The sequence below is a fragment of the Mycobacterium sp. D16Q16 genome (assembly GCF_002013745.1).
GTDB lineage: Bacteria > Actinomycetota > Actinomycetes > Mycobacteriales > Mycobacteriaceae > Mycobacterium.
Window position 1 is genome coordinate 105,881 of record NZ_MAEY01000007.1, and the last position, 22,381, is coordinate 128,261.

A 22,381-nucleotide genomic window follows, 5' to 3' on the forward strand; every position below is an offset into this window, starting at 1 on the left:
CCTTGTTCAACACGTGTCTAGCGCGGAGCGCGATCTCGTCCTAGGCTCGCCCCATGGCCGACGATGACCTCCGCGATTTCGAAGCAGGCACCTTCACTCACGAGGGTGAGACCAAGATCGTGTTGAGAAAGGGCAGTGGACCGGCGGTGATCGTCATCGCCGAGATGCCGGGGATAACGCCCAAGGTCGCCAACTTCGCGCGCAAGGTCGCCGACATCGGGTGCACCGCGGTCATGCCGCACCTGTTCGGGAACCCGGGGCAGAACACGGACCCCCGGGAAGAGGGTTGGCTGCGCACTGCCACCTACATGGCGACCTCGATGTTCCGCGGCTGTGTGAGCCGCGAGTTCACGGTGCTGGCGACGGGAAAGAGCTCGCCCGTGGTGGCGTGGCTGCGCGCGCTTGCCCAGAACGAGCACGAGCGCAACGGCGGCCCCGGTGTGGGTGCCATCGGAATGTGTTTCACCGGGGGATATGCGCTGGCAATGGCCGCCGACGACCGGCTGCTCGCACCCGTGCTGTCTCAGCCGTCGCTGCCCTTTGGGCTCAGCAAGAAGGCGCGGCACAACATCGATATCTCTCCGGCAGACCTGCAGAAGGTCAAGCACCGCTGCGAGCACGACGGGCTCAAGGTGCTCGGTATGCGCTTCACCACCGACAAGTTGGTGCCTGCCGAGCGGTTCCAGTTCCTCAGGGAGGAACTGGGGGATGGGTTCATTGCCATCGAATTGCCCGGCGACGCGGCCGACCCCAATTCGCCGATGCCGGCACATTCGGTGGTCACCGAACATCTCATCGACGAGCCCGGTCAGCCGACGCGCGCGGCCCTCGAGCAGGTATTGGATCTCTTCCGGTCGCGACTACTGACGTCTGTCTAGAGACGATCCCGGGGAAAGATGCCAGTTCGACAAAACTGGTCTTGAAGTATCGCCGCAGGTCAAAAATAACTTGTCAACCGATAGATGACCTTTTACTCTGGGCGTCAGGAATTCGTGAGAATTCCAAACCAGACCTGTTCACGTGTGAGTAGACGGAAGGAGGAGCGATGAATACACCCACCAATTACGGCGACACCTTGTGGCGTGATGCCCATGGTGCGTTTGTCGTATTGCCGATCGCTCCGCCGTCGCTCCTGACGCATGTCGCCGCTGCCAAGCCGGCGGCTCCCATGGTGCCGGCCGGCTCGGTTTCCGCGATTAAGCACCGCGCCGTCGTCGCCGCAGCCGCGAATGTCGCGTCCGTGAATAGGGGATACATCTAGGTAGCCCCACAACCGCCTCCCAGGCCACGGACCCGACACACCGGGATCCGTGGCCACTTTTGTTTGAGCCTCAACCTCAAACGTGGTTCCGGATCTCGATCGATAAGACACCGATACGAGACCAGCAGTTTTACAAGGAACCGAAGAGGAAGCAGGTGAACGGACACATGATGACCGTCGAAACGGAGGCCCGAAGGCGTGTCCTGCCGTGCCACGCAGCGGATGCGGACCTGTGGTTCGCGGAGAGCCCCGCTGACCTGGAGCGGGCTAAGACGCTATGCGCGGACTGCCCGATCCGGTCGCAGTGCCTGGCTGCTGCGCTGGACCGCGCAGAGCCCTGGGGTGTGTGGGGTGGCGAGATCCTGGAGCAGGGGGCCGTCGTGGCGCGTAAGCGTCCGCGTGGTCGCCCGCGCAAGAACCCGCTGCCGGCAGCAGATCCCGCCGCGGCATGACCCGGGACATCGCGAATGCCGTCGGGCTAGACAACCAATGCTCCCCATCGCCATGTGGCGGTGGGGAGCATTGTTATCAGGACGACTTCGCGTGTGGTTCGAAAAACCCCGGCATCCATTCTTCGGCGATCGCCGCGTAGTTCACGTGCGTACCGAGTTGCACGAGAACCCCGATCATTCCGCCGAGCGTGCGCAGCAGCATGACGTAGCCCGGCGGCACCGTCATTTGACGCGCCAGTTTGAATCGCTCGGTGAAGCCCTCGTCCAGAAGATCGGTAGACGCCACCGCCGCCTGCTGGAACCACTCACGGGTGAAATGGAATTCGCCCGAGCGCAGCGGATCGACATAGGGCCATAGCGGCCTGATGTAATCCATCACCTGGACCCCGGACAGTTGGACCTCCGGCGGCATGAATCCGAGCTGCTTGATAAGCCGGATCACTTGCTCCCACTGCTCATCTCGGGCCCAGCACAACACTTCACCGAACTCCGGCGGAATGCCGCCGGGGTGCTCGGAGACCGCGCCGAAATCGATGATGCCGAAACGTCCGTCGGGCAGCAGCATGAAGTTGCCGGGATGCGGGTCGGCGTGCACCAGGCCCACCTTTTCCGGTGACTTCACCGTGAATTCGAGCATCAGGGCGCCGGCGGAGTCCCGTTCCTCACGAGTGCCCTCGGAGATGATCTTGGAGAGCCGCCGCCCCTCCATCCACTCGGCGATGATGACCTTGGGTGCGCTGGCCACCACCGCCGGTACGAAGAACTTCGGATCGTCGGCGAAGGCCTTGGCGAATGCGCGCTGGTTCGACGCTTCCTGGCGGTAGTCCAGTTCGGCTTCGATGCGGTCGCTGATCTCGGCCACCAGCCTGTCGATATCTGCTTTGGGCGCAATCTGTTTGGCCAGCGGCGTCATCCGCTGGATCAGCTTGAGATCCGCGCGCAGCGCATCGTCGGCACCGGGGTACTGGATCTTGACGGCCACCTCGCGGCCGTCCTTCCAGATGCCCTTGTGCACCTGGCCGATGCTGGCGGAGGCCACCGGTGTGTCGTCGAAGGACTGGAAGCGTTCGCGCCATTTGGTGCCCAGCTGCGCGTCGAGCACGCGATGCACCTTTGCCGCGGGCAGCGGCGGGGCCTCGCTCTGCAGTTTGACCAGGGCTTCACGGAACGGATCGGCGAACTGCGGCGGTATCGCCGCCTCCATCACCGACAGGGCCTGGCCCACTTTCATGGCGCCGCCCTTGAGCTCGCCGAGCACGTTGAACAGCTCGTCGGCGGCCTTCTCCAGGAGTTCGGCGTTGACGTCGTCTGCGGAGGTTCCGGTCAACCGTTTGCCAACCCCGAGAACGGCGCGGCCGGCCATGCCTGCGGGCAGGCTTGCCAGTTTGGTCATTCGGCTGAGTCCGCCGCGGCGAATATCTGCCATGTCACCTCATATCGTTCAGTGTGGCGTCGTTGCCCTCACGTCTTCACGGAATGCTAGCTGTTGCTAGCTGGCGGCGACGGGCTCGTCCTCGCGAAACCCGGGAACCCAGTCGCCAATGATTCGCGCGTACGGGACCGTCGCGTCGAGCTGGGCCAGAATGCCGGACAGGCTGCCGAGCACCCGGAACATCATCAGATAGACGGGCGGCAGGTCCAGATGCCGACCGGTCTGGAACTGGGCACCGCGCACGTCGCTGGATTTGGCGGCCACGCGCTGCATCCATTTCCGGGTGAAGTGGAACTCGTCGGACTTCAGCGGATCGATGAATGGCTTCAGGTACTCGTCGATCTCCTCCGGTGACACATCGGTACGCGGCGGGATGAATCCTTCTTCGCGCATGAGGGGAATGAGCTCATCCCAGATCCCGTCCCGCTCCAGACGCCAGATGGGCCCCAGGTTGGGAGGGAACCCGCCCTCATGGGTGGCGACGGCGCCGAAGTCCATGACGCCGAGGCGTCCGTCCGGCAGCAGCATGAAGTTTCCGGGGTGGGTGTCGGCGTGCAGCAGCCCGCACCGGTAGGGGGAGCTGACGGTGAATTTCAGGAGCAGGCGGCCGCATTCATTGCGCTCGTCTTCTGTTCCGCTGCTGATGATTTCGGCGAGCTTTCGGCCTTGCATCCACTCGCTGATGACGACCTTGGGGGCAGAGGCAACCACCGGTGACACGTAGAACTCGGGGTCGTCCTTGAAGGCCTTGGCGAAGGCCCGTTGGTTGGTGGCCTCGATGCGGTAATCGAGCTCTTCCTCGGTGCGTTCGATCAATTCGTCGATGATGCTTTTGACGTCTGCGCCCGGCACGATCTGTTTGAACAACGATGCGAGCCGCTGCATGGTCTTGAGATCGGAGCGGACGGCCTCGTCGGCGCCCGGGTACTGCACTTTGACCGCCACGACGCGCCCATCGCTCCAGATCGCCTTGTGCACCTGGCCGATGCTGGCCGAGGCGACGGGTGTGTCGTCGAAGGACTGGAAGCGCTCGCGCCACTTCGTGCCGAGCTGCGCGTCGAGGACGCGGTGGACCTTGTCGGCGGGCAGCGGCGGGGCATCGCTTTGCAGCTTCGTCAAGGCGTCGCGGAAGGGTTCGGCGAAGGCCGGCGGAATCGCGGCTTCGAATACCGACAGGGCCTGGCCGAGTTTCATCGCGGCGCCCTTAAGCTCGCCGAGCACCTGGAACAGCTGTTCGGCAGCCTTCTCCATCATCTCGGCGTTGACCTCGTCCTTGGACTTGCCGGTCAGACGTTTCCCGACACCCAGGGCGGCGCGACCGGCAATGCCTGCCGGCAGGGATGCGAGTTTTGCGGCGCGCGCGGCGCGGCCACGACGGATCTCAGCCATGCGTTACATCATGCCGGAGGGCCAGGCGGGTCTGACAACGCAGGTTTTCTTTTTCGCCTACGTGGCGGCCGGTGCCTTGCTGTCCTCGTGGAAACCCGGCACCCACTTGTCGATGATGGCCGCGTAATCCACCGGGGCATCGAGCTGTGCCGCGATGCCGATGAGGCCGCCCAGGACCCGGAAGAACATCAGGTAGTTGGGCGGCAGGTTCATCTGCCGGCTGGTCTTGAACGACTCGAGGAACTCCTCGCTGCGGAAATCGGTGGCCTTGGCGGTGAGCCGTTGCAGCCATTTACGGCTGAAGTGGAATGTCTCGTGGTTGAGCGGCTCGATATAGGGCTCAAGGTAGGAGTTGACCTCCTCATGAGAGACGGAGGTCGCACTCGGTGGGATGAACCCCTCCGAACGCAGCACCTCGGTCAGCTCTTCCCACTTCTCATCGCGAGCCAGACGCAGGATCGGCCCGAAACCGGCCGGAAGGCCACCCTCGTGAGCGGCGCAGGCACCGAAGTCCATGACACCGAACCTGCCGTCCTCCAACAGCATGAAGTTTCCGGGGTGGGTGTCGGCGTGCAGCAGTCCGCACCGGTACGGCGAGCTGATGCTGAACTCAAGGAGGAAATGCGCGCAATTGCTGCGCTCTTCCTCGGTGCCCTTGGCGATGATCTCCGAGAGCTTCCGGCCCTGCATCCACTCGGTGATGATCACCTTGGGGGAGGAGGCCACGACCGATGGCACGTAGAACTCGGGGTCGTCCTTGAAGGCCTTGGCGAAGGTGCGCTGGTTGGTGGCCTCGATGCGGTAGTCGAGTTCTTCTTCGGTGCGCTCGATGAGTTCGTCGACGATGGCCTTGATATCGGCGCCCGGGGCCACCTGTTTGAACAACGACGAGAGCCGCTGAATGGTCTTGAGGTCCGAGCGGACGGCCTCGTCGGCGCCCGGGTACTGCACCTTGACCGCGACGGCACGGCCGTCCTTCCAGATGGCCTTGTGCACCTGGCCGATGCTGGCCGAGGCGACGGGTGTGTCGTCGAAAGACTGGAAGCGCTCGCGCCACTTCGTGCCCAGCTGCGCATCGAGGACCCGGTGGACCTTGTCGGCGGGCAGCGGCGGAGCATCGCTCTGCAGCTTGGTCAGTGCTTCCCGGTAGGGCTCCCCGAACTCCGGGGGAATCGCGGCCTCCATGACCGAGAGCATTTGGCCGATCTTCATGGCCGCGCCCTTGAGCTCGCCGAGCACCTGGAACAGCTGTTCGGCGGCCTTCTCGACGAGTTCGGCGTTCACTTCGTCTTTGGATTTCCCGGCGATCCGTTTACCCACACCGAGTGCGGCGCGGCCCGCGATCCCGGCCGGAAGCGATGCGAGTTTTGCGGCGCGTGCGGCGCGGCCACGACGGATCTCTGCCATGCGCACATCATGCCCGGTCGTGATGAAGTTAACAAAAAGTGGGTCTTCGTCAATTTCCGGTGAAGTAGGCGCCGCATCGGCACAGCGGGTGCGCGGTCCAGTGCCGGGCGGTCAACGCGTGCGTGGACAGGTCGAGTTCGAGTGTCGCGTTGAGCGTTACCAGCGGTCCCGGTGCCTGCCCGCGGAAGGCCGAGAGCACCCGATCGATCTGCGCCAGCGCCACCGCCACGGTGCCCAAGATCGTGGCCGGCGCGGCGACCCCGACGGCTCCGGTAAGTTGGGCGGCGACCGCGGGCCACTGCTCGTCACGGTCGCGCCGGTGCCGGTCGGCGCATTCCAGACAACTGGTGATGCCGGGCAGAACCATGGGCCCGATGAGTCCGGTGCCATCGCGCGCCCGGACGGACAGGTGCGGCACCTCGGCGTCGGCAAGTATCCGCAGTAACCGGGTATCGGCGATCAGATCATCGGCGAGCACCGCTAAATCGACATGTTGCCAAGACTTTTCGTGCGCCGATTGGGTTGAGCGCTGGATGCGCGCCGAGGTATGCCGGAGCGCTTCGGCGAGGGTGTCGGAAAGCGGACCGCGGCCGACGAGCCGGATCACCGGCGATGCGACCGCAGTGGATCGGGTTCGGCGGATGACGGCGCCGGCGTCGACCAACTCGTCCAGCAGTGAGCGAATGTCCTCCGTATCGTGGAAGTCCTTGACGCACTGAAGGTCGAGAATCTGGCCCCAGGTGAGCTCGTCCGTCAGGGAGTTCAGCAGCTGCCGTACCGCGACGGCCGGCGCGGCCGCCGAGGGGCGCACGATCACGGCGTGACGCGGCATCCATCCGATCTGGACCCCGTCGTCCGGCCGTGGCAAGACTGGACGCGCCGGGTCGAGGGTGAACGTCGGCTCGCTGGACATGGCCCACTGTGGCATATCAGGCATGCGCGGCAGGCGGGCGAAACCCGTTTATCCACAGCCGGATTCAGTCGCTGACCAGCGCCGAACGGGTGTGCGTCAGATTTCTCAGTCTTCTCGGTTTTCTTCGGGGTTGCCCGGATCGAGCTTCTCGATCTGTGCGATCGGGTCATCAGCGGCGTCGGTGTCGCCGCCGATGATGCGATCGATGAAGGCGGCCGGGTTGTCCAGGTCGCTGGCATCGGGGATCAGATCGGGGTGTGCCCAGATCGCGTCGCGCTTGTCCGTGCCGACGGCATCGGTGAGTCTGCGCCACAGCTCCGCCGCCTCGCGCAGCTTGCGTGGCCGCAGCTCCAGGCCCACCAGGGTGCTGAAGGTCTGCTCGGCCGGGCCGCCCGTCGCGCGGCGGCGTCGCAATGTCTCGCTGAGGGCCGCGGTCGCCGGGATGCGCTCGCCGAGCGCGTCGGTCACCACGGTTTGCACCCAGCCCTCGACCAGAGCGAGCAGGGTTTCCAGGCGTTCCAGGGCCTGCTCCTGCTGCGGTGTGGTCTTCGGCTCGAAAATGCCTTGGGACAGAATCTGTTCCATATCGGACGGATCGCCCAGCGAGGCGGGATTGAAGCCGCGCGCGGCCTCCTCGATGGCGCTCATGTCGATCGAGATGCCCTTGGCGTATTGCTCGACGGTGTCCATCAGCCGGATGGTCAGCCAGCCGACGCCACTGAACAAGCGGTGATGCGCGGCTTCCCGAGCGGCCAGGAAGGTCATGATTTCACTCTTGGACTGCTCGAGGCCCTCCGAAAACGCCTCGATGGCAGCCGGCAGGAGAGCCGCGGTGCCCTTGGGGCCCAACGGCAATCCGATATCCGTGGAGGTCAACACCTCTCGGGACAGCTGTCCGAGAGCCTGGCCGAGCTGCGATCCGAAGGCCATGCCGCCCATTTGGGTCATCATGCCCAGCAGTGGACCGGCCATGCCCTGGGCCTCTTCCGGCAGGTTCGCCGCCCACATACCCGAAATCTGTTCGGCGACAGGATCGACGAGCCGCTTCCAATTTTCCAGGGTGTGGTCCACCCAGTCCGTCGCGGTCCAGGCGGCGGTTCGGGTGGCGCCGGCGGGCAACGCGGTGGCTCCGTCGAGCCAGGTATCGGCAAGGTGCACCGCATCGGCGATGGCCGATGTGGTGCTCTCGGTGATGGGAGCCACGAAACCGATTGAGCTCGATGCCAGTTGCCGGGCGATGTCGTAGTTGACCGGGCCCGCGGGCTGACCGCTGGCCGCACCGGCCGCGGCGCCGCTGAACATCTGGCCCAGCTGAGTGAAGATCTGGCCGAGATCGGCGGGATTGAATCCACCAGATCCGAAGCCGAATGGGTCTGCACCCGGCGATCCCGAGCCGGACCCCGGTCGCGCGTCGTCGCCCCGCTCACGGTCGGGGTCGTCGCCAGCAGCGAATCCAAAGGGGAGGTCGGCCATATCTCCACGGTACCGCTGGTAGAGGTGGCCGGATCACGCTGACGGCGTAATCAGCGGAACGCGCTGCTTGTGACGCGCGATCAGGCCAGGAAGCGTGCGCGAACCTCGGGCGGCGGTACCGGGCAGGTGTCGTACTGGCCGAACACCCGGTACCGGGTGCGTGCCACCAGCCGGTACAGCGCGTCGCGGATCGGGCGTGGGACGAGCCGCGCGATGACGGCGGCCCGCCGGGTACTGCCCAGATAGTCCATGATGCGGAGCACTCCGTCGGACCGGATATGAATTCGTTCGATGGGCTCGCCCGGGTTGTCGACGATCACGAAGGAATCGACGCCCACGAGTTCGGGGTGGCGCGCGAGCACCTGATCGCCATACTCGCTGTCGAGCGCGGCGAACCGCATCGTCCCGACCTTGTCGTCGCGCAGGATCTTCTTCACCGCACCGTTGCACAGTGCGCAGACGCCGTCGTACAGCAGGACGGGGGCGTACTCGCTCATCGAACCTCCACCACCAGACTACCGGCGGGGGCCTGATCAGGCCTTGCCATAGGGTGCAGGCATGAATCGCCGCGTAGCGACGCTGCTGGTCGCGCTGGTCCCGATCATCGCCTTCGCGTTGTTGATGTCGGTGATCACCGTGCCATTCGTATCTCTGGGCCCGGGCCCGACCTTCAACACCCTCGGTCAGGTCGAGGGCAAGGAGGTCGTCGACATCAAGGGCACCAAGGTCGATCCGGTCTCCGGTCACCTCAACATGACGACCGTTTCCCAGCGTGACGGCCTGACGCTGGCCGACGCGCTGCGGTTGTGGGCAAGTGGTCGTGAGCAGTTGGTCCCGCGCGATGCGGTGTATCCGCCCAATCGCTCCAAGGATCAGGTGGATAAGGAGAACGACCTCGAGTTCAAGAAGTCCGAGGAAAGCGCCGAGTTCGCGGCGCTCGGGTATCTCAAATACCCGACGGCCGTGACCGTCCTGACCATCAGCGAGGACGGACCGTCCAAGGGCAAGTTGCAGGAGAACGACGCGATCACCGCCGTGAATGGGCGGCCGGTCGCAACGCTTGAGGAATTCACCGGACTGCTCAAGCAGACAAAGCCGGGCGACCAGGTCACGCTCGACTACAAACGCAAGAATTCCCCCAGTGGCACGGTGAAGATCACCCTCGGCAAGAACGGGGATCGTGACTACGGATTCCTGGGGGTCGGCGTGGTGCAGGCACCGTGGGCGCCGTTCACCATCGATTTCAATCTGGCCAATATCGGCGGGCCGTCGGCCGGGTTGATGTTCAGCCTCGCGGTGATCGACAAGCTGACCCCCGATGAGCTCGACGGTGGAAAGTTCGTCGCCGGAACAGGAACCATCGATGCCGAGGGCAAGGTGGGCCCCATCGGCGGGATCACCCACAAGATGCTGGCTGCCAAAGACGCTGGAGCGACGGTGTTCTTAGTGCCCGCGGCCAACTGCGCCGAGGCGAAGACGGACGGTGGGCAGGGGCTGACCCTGGTCAAGGTCGGCACCTTGACCGAAGCGGTTGATGGGCTCAATGCCCTCAATCGCGGTGATCAGCCGCCTAGTTGTTAGCCAACCTCACCACCATCGATGCAGGACGATGCCCGCTGTTCTGCGGCTACAGTGGGGCTGAGAAGCGAAGCGCGAAAATTGAGCCGTGCTTGAACACTCGACGAGGAGCGTAGCGACGTGGGAATGCGGCCAAATGGGGCTCTGCCACGACTGACCCGACGGAGCCGGCGACTGGTCGCCGCCGCGTTGGTGATCGTGGTGTTGTTGTTGATCGGCCCACGCCTGGTCGACACTTACATCAACTGGTTGTGGTTCGGCGAGCTCGGATTCCGTGGTGTGTTCACCACAGTGCTGCTGACCCGGCTCACCTTGTTTCTGATCGTCGGAACCCTGGTTGGTGCCGTGGTTTTCGCGGGTATCGGGCTGGCGTATCGGGCGCGGCCCGTGTTCGTGCCCACGAAGGGCCCTGGCGACGCGCTGGCGCAATACCGGGCTTTGATCTTGTCGCGGGTGCGACTTTTCGTCATCGGTGTTCCCGTGCTCATCGGGGTGCTGGCCGGCATTGTGGCCCAAAGCTATTGGATGCCCGTGCAGCTGTTCCTGGAAGGCGGCGACTTCGGTATCAAGGATCCGCAATTCGGTTTGGATCTCGGATTCTTCGCCTTTGAGCTGCCGTTCTACCGATTTGTGCTGACCTACCTGTTTATCGCCGTGTTTGTCGCGCTGATCGTCAACGCCTTGGTGCACTACATTTTTGGCGGAATTCGGCTGTCCGGTCGTTCCGGCACGCTGTCGCGTCCGGCCCGTATCCAGTTGGTGACTCTCGCCGGAATCCTGGTGTTGCTCAAGGTCGCCGCGTACTGGCTCGACCGGTACGAGCTGCTCTCTCACACGCGCGCCGGCAAGCCGTTCACCGGCGCCGGTTACACCGATATCAATGCCGTGCTGCCGGCCAAGCTGATCCTGTTGGCCATCGCGGTGATCTGCGCGGTCGCGGTGTTCTCGGCCCTGGTGCTCAAGGATCTGCGGATCCCCGCGATCGGCCTGGCGCTGCTGTTGCTGTCCTCGTTGGTGGTCGGTGCCGGGTGGCCGCTCATCGTCGAGCAGTTCAGCGTTAAACCCAATGCGGCGCAGAAGGAAAGCGAGTACATCGCGCGCAGCATCAAGGCGACGCGCGATGCCTATGGCCTGACAGATGACGTCGTGACGTACCGGGACTACAGCGGCACGGCCTCGGCGCCCACAGGGAGCGAGCAGCTGGCCAAGCAGGTTGCCGCCGATCGCGCGACGATGGCCAACATTCGCGTGCTGGACCCGAACATCGTGAGCCCGGCCTTCACGCAGTTGCAGCAGGGCAAGAACTTCTACGCCTTCCCTGATTCGTTGTCCATCGATCGGTACCAGGACAAGAGCGGCTCGCTGCGCGACTATGTGGTCGCCGCCCGCGAGCTCGATCCGGCCAAACTTCGTGATAACCAGCGGGACTGGATAAACCGGCACACCGTGTACACGCACGGCAACGGGTTCATCGCGGCACCGGCCAACACCGTGCGGGGAGTGGCAGACAAGCCGGACGAGAACGGCGGGTACCCGGAGTTCCTGGTGAACGCCGTCGACGACAGCGGCAAGGTACTGTCCGACGGCCCGGCGCCGCTGGCTCAGCCGCGCGTGTACTACGGCCCGATCATCGCCAGCGACACCAACGACTACGCGATCGTCGGGAAGAACGGCAACGACCGCGAGTACGACTACGAGAACAATGCCGGCACCAAGAACAGCACCTACACCGGCACCGGCGGCGTTCCCGTCGGCGGCGCGCTGGCGCGGACGGTATTCGGTCTGAAGTATGCCGAGCGGAACTTCCTGTTCTCCAATGTTATTGGCGACAACAGCAAGATCCTGTTCAATCGCGATCCGAGCCGCCGCGTGGAAGCGGTGGCGCCGTGGTTGACCGTCGACAGTGGTACCTACCCTGCGATCGTCGACAAGCGCATGGTCTGGGTCGTGGACGGCTACACCACGCTGGACAACTACCCGTACTCGCAGCAGACGTCGTTGTCGGAGGCCACCTTTGACAGCCAGGTGGGCAGGACCGGGGGAGCGCTGCCCAATCAGCAGGTTTCGTACATCCGGAACTCGGTCAAGGCCACGGTGGATGCCTACGACGGCACGGTGACTCTGTACCAGCAGGACGAGAAGGATCCCGTGCTTAAGGCATGGATGAAGATCTTCCCGGGAACGGTGAAGCCGAAGAGTGACATCTCCTCGGATCTCGCGCGGCATCTGCGCTACCCGGAAGATCTGTTCAAGGTGCAGCGGACCCTGTTGGCGCGCTACCACGTCAATGACCCGGTGACGTTCTTCTCGACCAGTGATTTCTGGCAGGTGCCGGATGATCCGAATGCGCCTACCGGGTCGCAGCCGCCGTATTACATTGTGGCGAAAGACATTAACAAGAATGACAATTCGGCGTCGTTCCAATTGACGAGTGCGCTGAACCGCTTCCAGCGTGACTTCCTGGCGGCCTATGTCAGTGCCAGCTCGGATCCCGAAACGTACGGGAAGATAACCGTTTTGACGGTCCCCGGGACAGTGCAGGGCCCCAAGTTGGTGAACAACGCCATCACCACCGACAACCTGGTGTCCTCACACGTCGGCATCATCAAGAACCAGAACATCCTCAAATGGGGCAACCTGCTCACGCTGCCGGTGGCCAACGGGGGACTGTTGTTCGTCGAGCCGCTGTACGCCTCGCCGGGCCAGGGTGATCAGTCGTCGTATCCGCGTCTGATCCGTGTGGGCATGTTCTACAACGGCAAGGTCGGCTATGCGACCACGGTCAGGGACGCGCTCGACATGGTGTTCGGGCCGGGGGCCGGTGCGACGGCCACCGCTCCGGCGGCCGAGCCCGGAAGCGTCAACGCACCGCCGCCGAGCGGTCAGAGTGTTCCGATCGTCCCTCCGGTGGCGCCACCGCCCGCAGGATCCGCGGATCTGTCCTCTGCGAAGGCTGCCGCGCTGCAGGAGGTTCAGAAGGCCATCGGAGAGGTGAAGGACGCCCAGAAGAGTGGGGACTTCGCACGGTACGGACAGGCCCTCAAGAGCCTCGACGACGCGATGACCAAGTTCACACAGGCCAAGTAGAAACGGGTCGTCCCTGCCACCGCGTGAAAGCGCAAGTGGCAGGGACGAAACCACTTCTCGGTGCCGAGAACGTGCAGGCCAGGTTAACGATTTGGCGCCACGCACTGCGCCCGGTAACCTTGTGTTCACCACCGCGGGGTGGAGCAGCTCGGTAGCTCGCTGGGCTCATAACCCAGAGGTCGCAGGTTCAAATCCTGTCCCCGCTACTAGGTAGGCAGGTCAGAGGGTATTTTCCCTCTGACCTGCTTCATTTTCAAGAACCCCATCCGTTATTTACTCGGTACTTACGTCTACGCCGACTTCCGAAGTTGTGGCGCTTTCTCCGGTGACCGCCTTCTCAATCCACTGAGCCACCTCGGGGTGCTGGCGTCCACGCGATAGGTAATGCCGAAGCGTCGTAGCCACGTCGCGGTGTCCGAGCACGTCAGCCGCCACACGGGGGTCGCCTGATTTGTCCGCTGCGAGGTCGGAGAGCGTCTTACGGAAGCTGTGCCCCGTCGTGTCCGCGAGGTGCTCCAGCTCGCCGCGCACTTCACGCCACTGGCGCGCGAACCCGTTCGGGTCTCGCATCGTGCCCACCGAGGATGGGAAGATTAAGCCGAGCTTGTTAGGGCGCTCATCCTGGGAACGGGTGAGCAGCGCAGCCACGGCGAACGGCGGCAGGTGGATCACGTCGGGGGTGCCCTTGGAGCTGCTCTCAGTCGGTGTTCGCAGCAGGCCGACGCCGCCCTGGCGGACGATACGCCCTGTGCTGGTGATGGTCGCCGCGTCGGGGTCGAACTCTGCCCACAGAAAGCCGAGGACTTCGGACACGCGCAGCCCCGTCGCCAGGTGCATCAGAATGGGGTCGGTAACGTCCTTCTTTCGGCACACCTCCGATTCCAGCAGTGCTTTCAACACCACGGGGAGAACGGTCTGGTCGATGGGCTGCGCCCCGTTGTCCTTCGGCTTCTTCTTGGTCGGCGGGGTCTTCGTCGCCCGTGCGGGGTTCGCGTCGAGCACACCGTCGTTTACCGCGTAGTCAAGGGCGAAACCGAGCAACGAGCGGAGTTGCTTGGCGTCGGTGTCCCCATGTGCTTTCCGCACTTGTTCGATGTGGCGGTTCAGCCGCCCTGGTGTGCAGTCGCCCACGGTGATGCCGCTCGCCACCGAGTTCCAGTGCTTCACCCGCAGCTTGTACGTGTCGATGGTGCGCGGTGCCTTCTCCGCCGCCATCAGGGCCTGCAGGTGACGTTCCAGCAGGACTGAGACGAGGGTGCCGCGACTGGACTCTTCGCCGTCACCGCCCGAGCCGCCGCCGAGTAGTTCCCGGAGGTATTCCTCCAACGCCGCCTCAGCCGCAGCGCCGTGTTTGTCCTTAGCGCCTACAGGTGTTGAGCGTTCTGCTTGCTTCCGTTCGCCGTCGAGACCCCTGTAGTAGCAGTGCGCTTTCCAGGTGTTCGTGGCGAGCTGCGTCCTCTTGATATTCCCGCGCGTGCCAATCTTGAGTCTCGGTCTAGCCATCAGCCTTCCCGTTTATCTTGTCGTGCAGCTCCCCGATGCGCTTCTCCAAGCTCTCCAGTCGCTCCCGTAGTTCCGCCACGAGCCGCTTGTCCAGCGGGGTGGTGCCGTCAATCGTCCGTAGCTGAGCGCGGAAGAGCAGCTTCTTGGTGTCTCGTCGCTGCCGGGTGAGGTACATCAGCTCGCCGGTGTCCTGATCTCGCGGGAGTCCCTGACCAGCAGGTATTAGCTCACCCATCAGCTCACCACCCCACCAGTCGGCCACGAGTTCGGCGCGTGCACGACGGTCGGGAAGCACCTCCACCTCGCCGTCTGGCATGTCTCCCCAGGTCAGCAGAACAGCGGGTGTGACCCCGAGAACCGCTGCGAGAAGCGATATTTCGTGCACGGCGACGTATTTTCTGCGTCCGATTTCCATGTCGGTAATGAGGGCTTTAGTCACCCTGCATCCGAGTTTTTCTGTTTCATCGCTGAGCCACGCAACGCTGCGAGTTCCGCGCAGCGCGCGGACCGCCTGTCCAACTCGGTTCGTCTGCTCCTGTTGCCACGACATGAACAGCAGAGTACCGCATGTTGTGAATTTACGTGCGAATGGGGGTTGACGACGTGAAGTCACATGGTAGTGTGGTGTGTATACACGGCAATAGACACTAAAATAGTGTGACAACACAAAGGCTGAGGACGATGGAAGTACCAGAGACCCCGTTTGTTACCCGCTCTGAGCTGGCCGAACGGTGGAACATGAGCCCACGGACACTTGATAACTGGTCTGTCCAGGGGCGCGGACCCGCAGGCCGACGGTTCGGCAAGCGAGTTATGTACCGCTTGGCCGATGTCGAGGCGTACGAGCGGTCGGTGTTTGAGGGGGTGGCCTGATGACCAGCTCTCTCGACATCGCGACCGCCGCGCTCCACGACCTGATCGTGTCCGCGAAGGCCGAGGCCACGGACACCACCGACCCGTACTTGACCGTTCTCACACGGTGGATTGACGTGTTACCCAAGGTGCGAGAAGTGCTGTCCGTGATGGACATTCACGAATCGACGCTGGGTGAAATCGAGTACATCTACCGAGAAGCTGTGACCTCGTGGCTGCGCGGCGACGAGCCCGCCAGCCTCTTGGCCGACGACCCCGGTACCGCCGCGTTGCTGGCCGACGACGAACTGGAGCAAAAGATTCGCGTGGCGCTGGACCCGCCAGAGGTCTGGATTTTCTAAAGACTTCCCGACTCTCGCAACGGCGCGGGATCGGGGAACGGGGTTCGCCCCAAAAGAAAAACCCGCCGTGCCAGCGGCGGGCTCTCAGAAGAAATCAACTCTCACGAAAGAGGTTATCGCATGAACCTGATGTTCGCCACCCCGTATGAGCTATCAGAAGCGCCTCCGGATGACCTCGGCGCGCGGTCAGGCTTCACTTACCTGTCGCCATCTGATTCCCCAACTGGGCCAGTGCAGTCCGTGCTCGAAGTCCCCGACATCGGGAGAACCGTCTTCGGCAACAACGCCGCCCTCATTGACCTGCTGGCCAAGCTGTACGTCCCAGACGGCTCAGTCGTGAGGGACGTGACCTGGGGAAAGGGGGCGTTCTGGAAGTCCACGGATACTTCCCGCTTCGCGTTGCAGGGCAGTGACATCGCTGATCACATCGGCGGTCACGACGGCGTGGTGCGCACGGACTTCCGTGCTCTCCCGGACGCCGACCAATCGGTTGATCTGGTGGTGCTCGACCCCCCGTACATCCACAACCCGGGCAAGCACGTGACCGACGACCGCTATAACAATGCGGCTACGACGAAGGGCATGAGCCACGCGGACATCCGCAAGCTGTACCGGGCTGGGATGGCCGAGGCACTGCGGGTGTTACGTCCGAGTGGACAGCTCTGGGTGAAGTGCAAAGACGAGATTGAGTCTGGCAAGCAGCAGTGGAGTCACATCGAGATTCACAGCGATGCAGTCGAACTGGGCTACTACGCACGGGATTTTTTCGTTCTAGTGCCGCCGTCGAAGTCGCCGCAGACCCGGTGGAACACGCAGAAGCACGCACGGAAGGTGCATTCGTACTTGTGGGTGTTCGACAAGCCGAAGCGGGCGCGACGAGCCGCGTGACCGGGAGGGTGCTGCCGACCCGATAACAGGGTGCGGCACGTGGGGTTCGTGACCCTGGCATCCACTGGGTGCACTGAAAAGGTTGGTGCACAAGAAGAAAGGAGAAATGTGATGCTGGAATGTCCAAGATGCGGCGACGAATGTGATGAGAGAGACATGGTGGAAGTTGCCACGGTTATCGTATGTTCCGAATGTCGTGCGATGCGGAACTGTCCAAGATGCGGCGATGAATGTGATGCGAGAGACATGTCGGAAGTTGACAAGGCTATTGTGTGTTCCGAATGTCGATTTGACGCGGATCTTGAAGATTTGAGTCGATGGGAAGAGGAACTCGCAGAGGGAGCGCACTGATGCTCGAAAACACCAGCACGCCAGCGTGTTCAGCGTGCGAGCAGCCGAATGAAACGCTCACTCGCCTGGTAGACACACTGATGACGATGAACGTGGATTTCGAGATTCACCAGACCGCCGCGTGATCACCCGCTAGAAGCCCCCGGAGCCCACTTTTCTCCGGGGGTTTCTTCATACCCCTGACCAGCTCGGGGGACGTTCACCCTCCTCGATTGCCCTCGTCGCCCAGCCGTTCTAGCGTCGAGTCATGTCCGAAAACCCCACGCTCCGAGGTCATCTGATGAGCTTCGCCGAGCTGTTCGATGAACCGCAACACCTCCACGGCCCCGATGCCCAGCGCTGCTCGGCAGCCGACCATCCCGAGGCATGGGCGACGCTGACACTCGGCTGGTCTCGTGTGCTCGGTGCTGCTCGCACCCTCCAGTCCCGTCACGCAGAGGACACTCACGATGCCGTACTGAGCCAGTGCTGCGATGCGGCCAGGGAAGCGGCAGTGGGGGAATTGCGTTGGTGTTGGGCGCGCTTGGTGCACAAGTACGTCGAGGAGGTCGGGTCTGATGTCTGAGACCGAGCCGCCCTTGACTCCCGTCGAGCGGCTGACCATCGCCGCTGTCTATGCCCGTCTCACATCTTTAGATGTGTTACCCCCACAACAACACCCCGAGGGTGGAATGAATATGCAGGTCGCGCAGTCTCACATCTTGGTGTCATATCCGAAGTCGCACAACCTGTCTCACAATGGTGCCGAATGAGCACGGCGACGTATGTCCGAGTGTCCACGGGTCACCAGTCGGTCGAGCAGCAGCGCGACCTTCTGGTCTCGGCGGGTGTGCAGGCCGACCGCGAGTTCTCCGACGTAGCTTCCGGTCGAGCTGGGAGCGAACGTCCTGGCTGGACGGAATGCCTGGACTGGTTGCGGATTGGTGACACGCTGGTCGTAACAGCGGTGGACCGTATCGGTCGCAGCGTTCGTGAAGTTGCCTCTGCGCTAGCGGATTTGACCGAGCGGGGCATCGCGCTGCGGAGCTTGCGAGAAGGCGTGGACACTTCGACTCCCACGGGGCGCGCGGTCGTGCAGATCATGTCGTCCATCGCTGAGTTGGAGTTGGAGCTGGGCAAGGAGCGTCGCCAGGCGTCTCGTGAGGCGCGCACTGCTCGGGGTCTGCCCGCGACGAGACCACCGAAACTCGATGTAGCACAGCAGGATCGGTTGGTTCGGCTCTATGAGTCGGGTGAGCCCGTGAGTGAGTTGATGAGCATGTTCTCAGTGTCCAGGGCGACGGTGTTCCGCATCGTCGGGCGGCACAGAGTAGTGGCGTGAGAGCTGCGGTCGTCGCCGAATGGGTCGTCGTCACGGGCTGCTGGAATCTCTTCCGCTCGATGCGGGAGCAGGCCCTAACACCAGACCTAGCCCGCGAGGTTGCGCATTGGTGCTCGGAACGTGGGGATTACGAGTCGGCCGCCGAACTGCGATGGGCTGCTGGAGAAGCCGAGAAGTGGCTCGCAGGAGAGAACCCCGGCCAGTCCGACGACATCATCACGCGCATCGACGAGCTGTTGTCGCCCGACGCGATGTCATGGAGTCCAATGTCAGAATCCGAGGTGGTGAGGATCCTCGCCGGTGAGCAAGGCGAGCGTCCTCGCTCACTACCTGTGGGACAAATCCACGCCATTCCCGTGGAGGATGTGCCCGAGTGGACGACCTGGTGGGACGGGTTGAGCGATTCCGACCGGCACGACACTCCGTGGTACGTAGTGTGTCATCGTCACAAGGTCGCTGGTGAGCGCGAGGTGTCGTGCGGGTGCGGAAATCCCAGCAGTACAGGCGATTCCCGGTAACATCTGCCACGTGACCCGTTCTCCCGTGCCTTATTTCGGTGGAAAAGCCTGGCTAGCCCCACGGCTGGCTTCGGTGTTGCCCGCACATAAACACTACATCGAGGTCTGCGGGGGCTCCCTGGCTGTCCTGCTGGCGAAGCGGCCCTCGCGCCAAGAGACCGTCAACGATTTGGATAACCACCTGATGACTTTCTGGAGGGTGTTGCGGGACCGTCCCGACGACTTGGAACGGGTGTGCTCTCTGACCCCGCACAGTCGGGCTGAAAGGGCACTGGCGCAAGAGATTTCGAGTGAGCTGGACGAGCTGGAGATTGCGCGGCGGGTGTTCGTGGCGTTGACGCAAGGGAGGTCTGGGAGCCTCACCCGCACGGGCTGGCGGCACGATTTGCGGCCCGTGTCCACCCCGATGCCTGTCGTGTTACAACGGTACGCGGGTCGGATTAGTGCTGCTGCCAAGAGGATTCAAAAAGTGAGCTTGGAGTGCAGGCCAGCCGTCGAGCTGATTTCGGCGTACGGGGGTGACCGTAACACCTTGTTGTATGTGGACCCTCCGTACATAGTCGATAAGGGCGTCAGGAGGGGCGGGGAGTATCGGGTCGAGATGAGGTCAGAGAAGGCGCATCGGGAGCTGGCGGAAGCGTGCGTGGGGGCTGACGCGGCTGTTGTGGTGTCGGGATACGCCTCGCAGTTGTGGGACTCGGCGCTGGACGGCTGGTACCGGGTGGAGCTTCCGATGCTGACTTCACAGGGGAGTGGGGACGGCCGGCGGGTCGAGGTGCTGTGGTCGAATCGACCTCTGGAGGGGCTGGGAGACGGCTCCGAAGAGGGGGAGTTTCCGTTACAGGAGGGGCCTGGTGTTACGGAAACGCAGCACCGTTGTGTGGGGTGCTCAGCGGTGTTGCGGCACCCGAAACGAGGCCGTCGGCGGCGCTGGTGTTCCGAGGCGTGCAGGGTCGCGGGGTGGCGTGCTCGACGTGATGTTGAGGAGGAGTCGGTCGAGGACGAGGTGGCGGGATGAAGCGGCGGGCTGCCTGATCTACTTGGGTGATGGATGTGACCAGGTATCGGACGTTTGTGGCTGACCCACCCTGGCGGTATCAGAACACCAGCTCGCGTGGTGCCGCTGAGAACCATTACGACACCATGTCCATCGACGACATTCGTGCGCTCACGGTGGTGGCGGACAGCGCCGCCGATGATGCTCATCTCTATCTGTGGTCTACCTCGCCGCACCTTCCTGAAGCGTTCTCAGTGATGGAGGCGTGGGGGTTCGAGTACCGCACGCAGCTCATGTGGATGAAACCGCAAATGGGTATGGGGAACTACTTCCGGGTGGGCACGGAAATCGTGTTATTCGGCACCCGAGGCGGTGCCGAGGTGCCTGTCGAGTTGGGCTACGGGCAGGAGGGCGCGGGGTTCATTTCGCCACGGCGTAAGCACTCGCAAAAGCCGTCTGAGTTTCCCGAGATGGTGATGGATCTGAGTCCTGGTCCGTACATGGAGTTGTTTTCCCGCTGCAATCGAACGCGGGACATTGACGCCGAGTGCAGCTGCACGAAATGCCGCTTCGGGTGGGCCGTGTGGGGAAATCAGTCCTAGAGAGGGGTGTTATTACGGAGAAGTCGTGCTCGGCGGCGTGCAGGTCTGCGGCCTGACGAGATCAGCGGGTGGGTTGATGTGCGTTCTATCCGTCGAGCACGGTGGGGATGAGGTTGCGGACTTGCTGGGTGTAGTGGTTCTGGGTGTCCTCAAACGCTGTGCCCATGCGTGCCAGGCGCTCGCGGTAAGCGGTGGCGCGTTCGGCGCGGATGGTTTTCTCGGCCTCTTGCTGCACGCGCAGTTCGGGGTCGGCGTCGTCTTCTAGGGCAGGCCAGGTGTGGGTGTCGGTGAGCACCTCGGGGTCGGTGACATCGCGGTGTTCGGAAACGTCGAAGCCTTCTGAGCGGATACGGTCGAGGAATTTGACCAGCACCTCGCGGCGGGCTCCCACAGCGTCGAGGCCCTCGGCGATCAGGCTGTTCAAGGCAGCTGTCGTGTTTGTGATCACTGTGAGGGCTGCGATGACGGCGGGCATTTCTAGGATGAGCCGCAAAGTCATGGCTTCGTCTTCGGGATACTGCTCGGCGATGACTTCTGTGCGGCGGGTCAGTTCCTTAAGTACTTCGTAGACGGCCACACTGAACTCTCCGGCGCTGTCGGGCTCCTCTGCCAGGATGTCTCTTTGAGTCCGCAGCATCTCTAGCAGTGCGTGAGGGCTTTTCACCTCGTCAGGTTCTCACAGCAGCCAAACTGGCGTATGCGGAAGAGCTGAGGGGTAGTGCGTGATGTCGGTGTAGCCGTTAGGTTAGCTGGCAGGCCGTGTCGAAATAGGAGTGCGCCAGATGTCTGAGAAGCCGCAACGGAGCCAGGCCGAGCAGTTGGTGCACGACCGCGAGGCGATGGCGGCGTTGGCCCCGAAGATACGGGAGTCGGCGGCGAAGCTCGCGGCGGGTAATGCGGCGGCAAGGGCAAAGATGTCGGCGCTGGCCTCTGAAGAGCATGCCTGTGCGGCGATGAAAGCGATGGGCGAGTTGAACGCCTCGTTGTTTGCGGTCGGTGATGGGTTGGTGGCGTGGATGTCTGCGATGGCCGGGATCGCGGAGCTGGGTGCTGTGGCACAGACAACAGGCCAGGTGGATGCGCTACGCGCGCGGATTGAATCCTTGCCGCCGTTGTGGAACCAGAAGCCCGATAGCGAGAACCCCGCGTTGAAGTAGTCGTTGTGCGGTGGTGTGGTTGTGTTGCCGGTTAGGGTGCCGGGTGTGGCAGGTAGCGGCGGGTTTGAGGCGTTGGTGGCGATGGTTCGGGAGCTGTCGGATGAGCCGCCTGCAGAGCCGATGCCACCTGTGGATTTGTCTGCGTTTGGTTCGCGTGGTTCTCCGATGGATCAGGCTGGTCGTGGGTTTGGGCTCGCGGTGCAGGCTACCGATGCTGCCTTTTATGCGGTGCGGACGGAGGCTTGGCGTGAGCGCCAGCAGTTGGCGCGGGTGTGGCTGGCTGATCTGGACAGGCAGGGGCCTGGTGGGCAGTTCGCCGAGTTGCGTGCCCGCCTGGAGAAGGTCAACGGGGACAGGTTTGCGCAGGCCACGGTGATGGCGCGCAGACTGGCGGTGATCTCGGAGGGTTTTCGGCAGGTCCGTGTTGTCATTGGGCGGACCACGGGTCGGTTGGTGGAGGTTATGGACAAGGCGCGCAAGCGCATCGAGCAGGTGCCGCCGGAGAATGTTGAACGGCAGAAGGCTCTTGTGTCGGGGGTGCAGCATGAACTGATCATCATCAGCGAGATCGGTGTGAAGCGTATCAACACCCAAACGCGGCGAGTGCTTGATCTTGATGAGAGCACCGCATCAGTCAGTGTCACCGAGTGGTTGGCCCGCCATGGTTTGGATGTGAGTTCACCGCCGCCTGATGATCTTGGCTCACTTGGGTAGGTTCGCGTGCAGAGATTGGGAGAGTGTGATGGATTTGGATGCGTCGGTAGATGTAGATGCAGCGCGTCGGGTGGGTGATTGGCTGGCGGAGGCTATCGGCAAGATCACGGGGAGTGCGCGGGTG

The 22,381-nt window shown here is 63.2% G+C and carries 24 protein-coding genes and 1 tRNA gene; 16 read left to right on the top strand and 9 right to left on the bottom strand.

Annotated features, from left to right (window positions below; translation table 11 throughout):
- The first annotated feature begins 53 nt into the window (after positions 1-53).
- The 3 genes from B4394_RS09930 (at position 54) to B4394_RS09940 (ending at position 1,713) form a co-directional block, all read left to right on the top strand.
- Positions 54-878 carry a dienelactone hydrolase family protein gene (locus B4394_RS09930; protein WP_078308755.1) on the top strand — a complete coding sequence of 275 codons (825 nt, stop codon included), beginning with the start codon at positions 54-56 and terminating at the stop codon, positions 876-878.
- Positions 879-1,045: 167 nt separating this feature from the next.
- Positions 1,046-1,261, top strand: a complete 216-nt coding sequence (locus B4394_RS09935) for a hypothetical protein (RefSeq protein WP_078308756.1) — start codon at positions 1,046-1,048, stop codon at positions 1,259-1,261.
- Positions 1,262-1,428: 167 nt separating this feature from the next.
- Entirely contained in the window at positions 1,429-1,713 is a 285-nt protein-coding gene (locus B4394_RS09940) for a WhiB family transcriptional regulator (RefSeq protein WP_078308757.1), read from the top strand.
- Between the two features lie 76 nt (positions 1,714-1,789).
- Here the strand turns inward: B4394_RS09940 and B4394_RS09945 are convergent, their stop codons facing one another.
- The 6 genes from B4394_RS09945 to B4394_RS09970 all read right to left on the bottom strand — a co-directional run bounded on the left by B4394_RS09945 (position 1,790) and on the right by B4394_RS09970 (position 8,824).
- A complete protein-coding gene (locus B4394_RS09945; RefSeq protein WP_078308758.1) occupies positions 1,790-3,139 on the bottom strand; it encodes an ABC1 kinase family protein in 1,350 nt (449 codons plus the stop codon).
- Positions 3,140-3,202: 63 nt separating this feature from the next.
- Positions 3,203-4,534, bottom strand: a complete 1,332-nt coding sequence (locus B4394_RS09950) for an ABC1 kinase family protein (RefSeq protein ID WP_078308759.1) — start codon at positions 4,532-4,534, stop codon at positions 3,203-3,205.
- 57 nt (positions 4,535-4,591) lie between these two features.
- Positions 4,592-5,941, bottom strand: a complete 1,350-nt coding sequence (locus tag B4394_RS09955; protein WP_078308760.1) for an ABC1 kinase family protein — start codon at positions 5,939-5,941, stop codon at positions 4,592-4,594.
- A gap of 49 nt (positions 5,942-5,990) precedes the next feature.
- A complete protein-coding gene (locus tag B4394_RS09960; RefSeq protein WP_078314899.1) occupies positions 5,991-6,869 on the bottom strand; it encodes a hypothetical protein in 879 nt (292 codons plus the stop codon).
- 90 nt (positions 6,870-6,959) lie between these two features.
- Complete coding sequence (locus tag B4394_RS09965) at positions 6,960-8,327, bottom strand: zinc-dependent metalloprotease (RefSeq protein WP_078308762.1); 1,368 nt, start codon at positions 8,325-8,327, stop codon at positions 6,960-6,962.
- Positions 8,328-8,407: 80 nt separating this feature from the next.
- On the bottom strand, positions 8,408-8,824 hold the full coding sequence (locus tag B4394_RS09970; protein ID WP_078308763.1) for a thiol-disulfide oxidoreductase DCC family protein: 417 nt from the start codon (positions 8,822-8,824) through the stop codon (positions 8,408-8,410).
- 61 nt (positions 8,825-8,885) lie between these two features.
- Here B4394_RS09970 and B4394_RS09975 point away from each other — a divergent pair, with 61 nt between their 5' ends.
- From B4394_RS09975 to B4394_RS09985, 3 genes are all read left to right on the top strand, one after another.
- Positions 8,886-9,908 carry a YlbL family protein gene (locus B4394_RS09975; RefSeq protein ID WP_078314900.1) on the top strand — a complete coding sequence of 341 codons (1,023 nt, stop codon included), beginning with the start codon at positions 8,886-8,888 and terminating at the stop codon, positions 9,906-9,908.
- Between the two features lie 117 nt (positions 9,909-10,025).
- The gene (locus B4394_RS09980; RefSeq protein WP_078308765.1) at positions 10,026-12,992 is read left to right on the top strand and encodes a UPF0182 family protein; all 2,967 of its coding nucleotides are present in this window, start codon (positions 10,026-10,028) and stop codon (positions 12,990-12,992) included.
- Between the two features lie 132 nt (positions 12,993-13,124).
- Positions 13,125-13,198, top strand: a tRNA-Met gene (locus tag B4394_RS09985).
- Positions 13,199-13,265: 67 nt separating this feature from the next.
- Here B4394_RS09985 and B4394_RS09990 read toward each other — a convergent pair.
- Entirely contained in the window at positions 13,266-14,495 is a 1,230-nt protein-coding gene (locus tag B4394_RS09990; protein WP_078314901.1) for a site-specific integrase, read from the bottom strand.
- The gene (locus B4394_RS09995) at positions 14,488-15,045 is read right to left on the bottom strand and encodes a hypothetical protein (protein ID WP_078314902.1); all 558 of its coding nucleotides are present in this window, start codon (positions 15,043-15,045) and stop codon (positions 14,488-14,490) included. Before B4394_RS09995 ends, B4394_RS09990 begins: the two co-directional genes overlap by 8 nt.
- A 322-nt stretch (positions 15,046-15,367) precedes the next feature.
- Here B4394_RS09995 and B4394_RS10005 point away from each other — a divergent pair, with 322 nt between their 5' ends.
- The 8 genes from B4394_RS10005 (at position 15,368) to B4394_RS10040 (ending at position 20,386) form a co-directional block, all read left to right on the top strand.
- Positions 15,368-15,709, top strand: coding sequence for a hypothetical protein (locus B4394_RS10005; RefSeq protein ID WP_078314904.1), 342 nt, complete (start codon positions 15,368-15,370; stop codon positions 15,707-15,709).
- 120 nt (positions 15,710-15,829) lie between these two features.
- The gene (locus B4394_RS10010; protein ID WP_078314905.1) at positions 15,830-16,597 is read left to right on the top strand and encodes a DNA methyltransferase; all 768 of its coding nucleotides are present in this window, start codon (positions 15,830-15,832) and stop codon (positions 16,595-16,597) included.
- A gap of 598 nt (positions 16,598-17,195) precedes the next feature.
- Positions 17,196-17,513: a hypothetical protein gene (locus B4394_RS10015; RefSeq protein WP_286142014.1), complete on the top strand. Its 318-nt coding sequence runs from the start codon at positions 17,196-17,198 to the stop codon at positions 17,511-17,513.
- Complete coding sequence (locus B4394_RS10020; protein WP_078314907.1) at positions 17,506-17,700, top strand: hypothetical protein; 195 nt, start codon at positions 17,506-17,508, stop codon at positions 17,698-17,700. The genes B4394_RS10015 and B4394_RS10020 overlap by 8 nt, the downstream gene beginning before the upstream one ends.
- On the top strand, positions 17,697-18,269 hold the full coding sequence (locus B4394_RS10025) for a recombinase family protein (RefSeq protein WP_078314908.1): 573 nt from the start codon (positions 17,697-17,699) through the stop codon (positions 18,267-18,269). Before B4394_RS10020 ends, B4394_RS10025 begins: the two co-directional genes overlap by 4 nt.
- On the top strand, positions 18,266-18,787 hold the full coding sequence (locus tag B4394_RS10030) for a hypothetical protein (RefSeq protein WP_078314909.1): 522 nt from the start codon (positions 18,266-18,268) through the stop codon (positions 18,785-18,787). The genes B4394_RS10025 and B4394_RS10030 overlap by 4 nt, the downstream gene beginning before the upstream one ends.
- A 10-nt stretch (positions 18,788-18,797) precedes the next feature.
- On the top strand, positions 18,798-19,805 hold the full coding sequence (locus B4394_RS10035) for a DNA adenine methylase (RefSeq protein WP_286142015.1): 1,008 nt from the start codon (positions 18,798-18,800) through the stop codon (positions 19,803-19,805).
- Positions 19,806-19,861: 56 nt separating this feature from the next.
- Positions 19,862-20,386 carry an MT-A70 family methyltransferase gene (locus tag B4394_RS10040; RefSeq protein ID WP_176138295.1) on the top strand — a complete coding sequence of 175 codons (525 nt, stop codon included), beginning with the start codon at positions 19,862-19,864 and terminating at the stop codon, positions 20,384-20,386.
- 85 nt (positions 20,387-20,471) lie between these two features.
- Here the strand turns inward: B4394_RS10040 and B4394_RS10045 are convergent, their stop codons facing one another.
- Complete coding sequence (locus tag B4394_RS10045) at positions 20,472-20,963, bottom strand: hypothetical protein (RefSeq protein ID WP_286142016.1); 492 nt, start codon at positions 20,961-20,963, stop codon at positions 20,472-20,474.
- A gap of 205 nt (positions 20,964-21,168) precedes the next feature.
- On the opposite strand from B4394_RS10045, the gene B4394_RS10050 reads away from it, so the two are divergent.
- The gene (locus tag B4394_RS10050) at positions 21,169-21,543 is read left to right on the top strand and encodes a hypothetical protein (RefSeq protein WP_139360083.1); all 375 of its coding nucleotides are present in this window, start codon (positions 21,169-21,171) and stop codon (positions 21,541-21,543) included.
- Positions 21,544-21,588: 45 nt separating this feature from the next.
- Positions 21,589-22,257: a hypothetical protein gene (locus tag B4394_RS25690; RefSeq protein WP_286142017.1), complete on the top strand. Its 669-nt coding sequence runs from the start codon at positions 21,589-21,591 to the stop codon at positions 22,255-22,257.
- The last annotated feature ends 124 nt before the right edge of the window (positions 22,258-22,381 follow it).

Coding starts and splice junctions, on each gene's coding strand:
- B4394_RS09930 (WP_078308755.1), top strand. CDS start 54: ATGGCCGACGATGACCTCCGCGATTTCGAAGCAGGCACCTTCACTCAC.
- B4394_RS09935 (WP_078308756.1), top strand. CDS start 1,046: ATGAATACACCCACCAATTACGGCGACACCTTGTGGCGTGATGCCCAT.
- B4394_RS09940 (WP_078308757.1), top strand. CDS start 1,429: ATGATGACCGTCGAAACGGAGGCCCGAAGGCGTGTCCTGCCGTGCCAC.
- B4394_RS09945 (WP_078308758.1), bottom strand. CDS start 3,139: ATGGCAGATATTCGCCGCGGCGGACTCAGCCGAATGACCAAACTGGCA.
- B4394_RS09950 (WP_078308759.1), bottom strand. CDS start 4,534: ATGGCTGAGATCCGTCGTGGCCGCGCCGCGCGCGCCGCAAAACTCGCA.
- B4394_RS09955 (WP_078308760.1), bottom strand. CDS start 5,941: ATGGCAGAGATCCGTCGTGGCCGCGCCGCACGCGCCGCAAAACTCGCA.
- B4394_RS09960 (WP_078314899.1), bottom strand. CDS start 6,869: ATGCCACAGTGGGCCATGTCCAGCGAGCCGACGTTCACCCTCGACCCG.
- B4394_RS09965 (WP_078308762.1), bottom strand. CDS start 8,327: ATGGCCGACCTCCCCTTTGGATTCGCTGCTGGCGACGACCCCGACCGT.
- B4394_RS09970 (WP_078308763.1), bottom strand. CDS start 8,824: ATGAGCGAGTACGCCCCCGTCCTGCTGTACGACGGCGTCTGCGCACTG.
- B4394_RS09975 (WP_078314900.1), top strand. CDS start 8,886: ATGAATCGCCGCGTAGCGACGCTGCTGGTCGCGCTGGTCCCGATCATC.
- B4394_RS09990 (WP_078314901.1), bottom strand. CDS start 14,495: ATGGCTAGACCGAGACTCAAGATTGGCACGCGCGGGAATATCAAGAGG.
- B4394_RS09995 (WP_078314902.1), bottom strand. CDS start 15,045: ATGTCGTGGCAACAGGAGCAGACGAACCGAGTTGGACAGGCGGTCCGC.
- B4394_RS10005 (WP_078314904.1), top strand. CDS start 15,368: ATGACCAGCTCTCTCGACATCGCGACCGCCGCGCTCCACGACCTGATC.
- B4394_RS10010 (WP_078314905.1), top strand. CDS start 15,830: ATGAACCTGATGTTCGCCACCCCGTATGAGCTATCAGAAGCGCCTCCG.
- B4394_RS10015 (WP_286142014.1), top strand. CDS start 17,196: ATGTCCGAAAACCCCACGCTCCGAGGTCATCTGATGAGCTTCGCCGAG.
- B4394_RS10020 (WP_078314907.1), top strand. CDS start 17,506: ATGTCTGAGACCGAGCCGCCCTTGACTCCCGTCGAGCGGCTGACCATC.
- B4394_RS10025 (WP_078314908.1), top strand. CDS start 17,697: ATGAGCACGGCGACGTATGTCCGAGTGTCCACGGGTCACCAGTCGGTC.
- B4394_RS10050 (WP_139360083.1), top strand. CDS start 21,169: ATGTCTGAGAAGCCGCAACGGAGCCAGGCCGAGCAGTTGGTGCACGAC.